The organism is Moorena sp. SIO4A5, from assembly GCF_010672005.1.
GTDB lineage: Bacteria > Cyanobacteriota > Cyanobacteriia > Cyanobacteriales > Coleofasciculaceae > Moorena.
The window spans coordinates 1-3,688 of record NZ_JAAHHZ010000479.1; the positions used below are offsets into that span (position 1 = coordinate 1).

Genomic DNA, 3,688 nt, shown 5'->3' on the forward strand with positions numbered 1-3,688 from the left:
TATGGTGGCAGCTAAAATCAACATGGCACCGGGAATGCCAGGAACAACCGAACCAATAATGCCTACTAGCATCAGCAGAATCAGGAACCAGTACAAAATGATTAACCACATTATTTAAATTCGAAGCGGTACCCACATCTTAGAAATGACCAGAGAGAGTATTGGCGAGTTTATCAGCAATCCCCTCAATCCAATTTTCATCTTGTTTAGTGTAACTTCGGGGAGCATTGGCTGCCAAAATTAGCGCTCCTTGGTTGCCAATCGGTTGACATATGACACCTTGTGTGTTATTGGGCAAGTAGTCAAATTCAAGTCGCCCTGGATAGAGCTTCAGGTTAACGAGATAGACGGCTTTTTGAGTTTCCAGGACCCGCTTGAGAATTGCTCCAGGCTCGACTTGGGGATTTTTGCCCAATATCCCTCGCCGCAGCAAGACTTTGCCTTGGTATACCACTACAAGCGATCGCGTTACTGTATTAGTCAGTAATAGATGGGATGCCCAGGCTAATTCAGTTTTTACCTGATCTGGCAGCTCGGTCGCGAGGTCGAAACCCTCTTCGCCAATCAGTTTAACGGCATCAGGAGGTTTGGGCTGTACCTGCTGCCACAGTAAACCTGTCAAAATCAACACAGCACAAACAATTACCCCGACAGCATCAGAACGAGCTTGAGAATTGGTGAGCTGGGAGGTTAATAAACGGTTAATCAGCAACAGGCTGCCTGCCAATCCTCCAACCGCAAATGGCAGCAGCCGCAGTACATCATTTTGGTCGGGTTTAGCCATCATTCACCTGTTGGTTGTTAGTTCAGGACTTACGCAGCTCAAAGGAAACATCAAGGTGTACTATTTTTCATCTGGTTCAATGATCCGTTGGAACAAATAACCTGTACCTCGTGCGGTGAGAATTAGCTCAGGATTACTCGGGTCATCCTCTAACTTGGCTCGTAGCCGGGAGATGTGGACATCTACTACACGGGTATCTACATGGCGTTCGGGGGTATAGCCCCACACTTCCTGCAAAATTTCAGAACGGGAGAATGGTTCTCCGGAACGTCTAACTAATAATTCCAGAAGACTGAACTCCATTCCAGTCAGCCGAATCCGCTCATCCCCTTTGTAGACCTGCCGCTTGTTGGTGTCAATTTTGATACTCCCGACATGAATCACGCCAGAACTAGGAATACCGGCAGCTCCCACTTTATCAAACCGCCGCAGTACTGAACGAATACGGGCTTCTAATTCTTTTGGAGAAAAGGGCTTGACCACATAGTCATCTGCTCCTAACTCTAGACCGGTAATCCGGTCAGCAACATCCCCTAAAGCAGTTAGCATAATAATGGGAATGTCTGATTCCTTGCGTAATTCTTGACAGACACCATAACCGTCTAGCTTTGGCATCATCACATCTAACACCACTAGGTCAGGCTCTTGATCACGAAATGTGTTTAGGGCTTCTTCTCCATCGGCGGCTGTGACTACCTCGTAGCCAATCATGGACAACCGAGTTTCTAATATGCGACGGATACTGGCTTCGTCATCGACAACAAGAATTTTTTCTTTATGAGTTTCCAATTGACGTTATACTCCTGAAATGGTTAAGTAAAATTAATGATTTATTAATTTATTAGTAGTTTATCTCTTTAATCTAACGCTTTACAAAGTTGGTTTTATCGTTGAAAATAATATTTTCCTTGGTGGTGAAGTCTTTCTTGACTTTCATTAATGTTAATTTAATTATTGAGTTTTTTTAAGAGTTTTTAAGACTTTTAAAGTAGGATGCCGAAGCCTAAAACGCTCTATGTGTGTAATGCCTGTGGTGCTGAGTCCTCCCAATGGTTCGGCAAATGTCCTGCCTGTGGTACTTACAATTCCTTGGATGAGGTAGCTGCCCCATCCCCGATCAAAATCAGTCGCGGGGGTTGGCAATCAAATACTTATTCCGATAACCACGACCCTAACGCTGGACCGGCTCAACCGAGATCATCCCTTACCTTCTCAGAAATTGTTGATACTGTCCAGATCCGCTTCCCCTCAGGCTATGGAGAACTCGACCGAGTCCTCGGAGGTGGTGTTGTGCCTGGGTCTTTAGTATTAATTGGTGGCGATCCAGGAATTGGCAAATCAACCTTAATGCTGCAAGTTGCCAATCAACTTGCCAAGTTGCATCGCATTCTATACGTTTGTGCAGAAGAATCAGGACAGCAGGTAAAACTGCGAGCATCTCGCCTGGGTGTGGTATCAGCAGAAACCTCTGATCCCGACTCTAATAACGGTAGGGTGAACAAGGAGCCTAAGTCTTCTAAGTCTAAGTCTTCTAAGTCTAAGTCTTCTAAGTCTAAGTCTTCTAAAACCCCCATAGCCGCTCAAGACTCTGAGTCTCAAGACTCTGAGTCTCAAGACGCTGATCTTTATGTCCTACCAGAAACCGATTTAGAGGAAATTCTGCGAGAGTTAGAGTCCCTCAAACCTCAGGTAGCAGTGATTGATAGTATTCAAACTCTTTATTTTCCGGCCTTGACCTCTGCTCCTGGTTCTGTTGCTCAAGTGCGGGAATGTACCTCTGCCCTGATGCAGGTAGCAAAGCGGTCAAACATTACTCTATTAATTGTGGGTCATGTGACCAAAGAAGGCGCGATCGCAGGACCAAGGGTACTGGAACACTTAGTCGATACTGTATTGTACTTTGAAGGCGATCGCTTTGCTTCCCATCGACTACTGCGTTCTGTGAAAAACCGCTTTGGGGCTACTCATGAAATCGGTATTTTTGAAATGGTCAGCAACGGTTTGCAGGAAGTCTTGAATCCTTCTGATCTGTTTTTGGGTAACCGAGATGAAATGAGTCCTGGTACTGCTACTGTAGTGGCTTGTGAAGGTACTCGTCCGATTCTCGTAGAATTGCAAGCCCTAGTAAGTCCTGCTAGTTATGGGGCACCCCGTCGCTCAACCACTGGAGTTGATTACAACCGCTTACAACAAATTCTGGCAGTGTTGGAAAAGCGAGTCGGGATTCCCCTATCCAAATTAGATGCTTATGTAGCAACAGCAGGAGGGCTAGGAGTAGAAGAACCAGCAGCTGATTTAGGAATGGCTATTGCCGTAGTAGCCAGTTTTCGCGATCGCGTTGTCGATCCTCGCACGGTTATGATTGGTGAAATCAGCTTAGGGGGGCAAGTGCGACTAGTCTCTCAGATGGAACTCCGACTCAAAGAAGCTGCCAAGTTAGGGTTCAAGCGAGCCATCATACCCAAAGGTCAAACCTTATCTGATCTTGGTATTGAAATTATTCAAGTATCCAGAGTACTAGATGCCATTATTGCTGCCTTGCCTGGGGGATTACGCCAGGACTTCCCTGAAGATATCGAGGATCAGATCTAATATCTAAGATCAAGTTCCGTTGAATACCGATCATAACCAGGAGGGTGGGGAGATGGGGAGATAGGGAGATGGGGAGATGGGGAGATGGGAAGTGTGGGAAGTGTGGGAGGTGTGGGAAGATGGGGAGATTTTTAGGAAAGGGCATGTGACAGTTAACAAAAATGTCTATTAATCTACCACTAGCTACAAAAATATGGTACATTAAGAGGATGGCATTAATACCACTCCGTAAGGCGGTCGAACTTACGGGACTCTCCAAAAATACATTAAGAAAATATGCTGATGACGGAACTATCAGATGTGAAAGGACAC

3 protein-coding genes are annotated in these 3,688 nt (G+C 45.6%); 1 reads left to right on the forward strand and 2 read right to left on the reverse strand.

From position 1 onward, the window contains the following. Positions 1-139: 139 nt before the first annotated feature. Positions 140-784, reverse strand: coding sequence for a cofactor assembly of complex C subunit B (locus F6K57_RS39550; RefSeq protein ID WP_293074243.1), 645 nt, complete (start codon positions 782-784; stop codon positions 140-142). A 60-nt stretch (positions 785-844) separates the two neighbouring features. Then, positions 845-1,573 (reverse strand): response regulator transcription factor RpaB, encoded by a 729-nt coding sequence (gene rpaB, locus F6K57_RS39555; RefSeq protein WP_070395767.1) that lies wholly within the window; start codon positions 1,571-1,573, stop codon positions 845-847. Positions 1,574-1,777: 204 nt separating this feature from the next. Here rpaB and radA point away from each other — a divergent pair, with 204 nt between their 5' ends. After that, the gene (radA, locus tag F6K57_RS39560; protein WP_293074241.1) at positions 1,778-3,376 is read left to right on the forward strand and encodes a DNA repair protein RadA; all 1,599 of its coding nucleotides are present in this window, start codon (positions 1,778-1,780) and stop codon (positions 3,374-3,376) included. The last annotated feature ends 312 nt before the right edge of the window (positions 3,377-3,688 follow it).

Excerpts from the sequence above, each read along its gene's own strand:
- radA (WP_293074241.1), top strand. The coding sequence starts at position 1,778 with ATGCCGAAGCCTAAAACGCTCTATGTGTGTAATGCCTGTGGTGCTGAG.
- F6K57_RS39550 (WP_293074243.1), bottom strand. The coding sequence starts at position 784 with ATGGCTAAACCCGACCAAAATGATGTACTGCGGCTGCTGCCATTTGCG.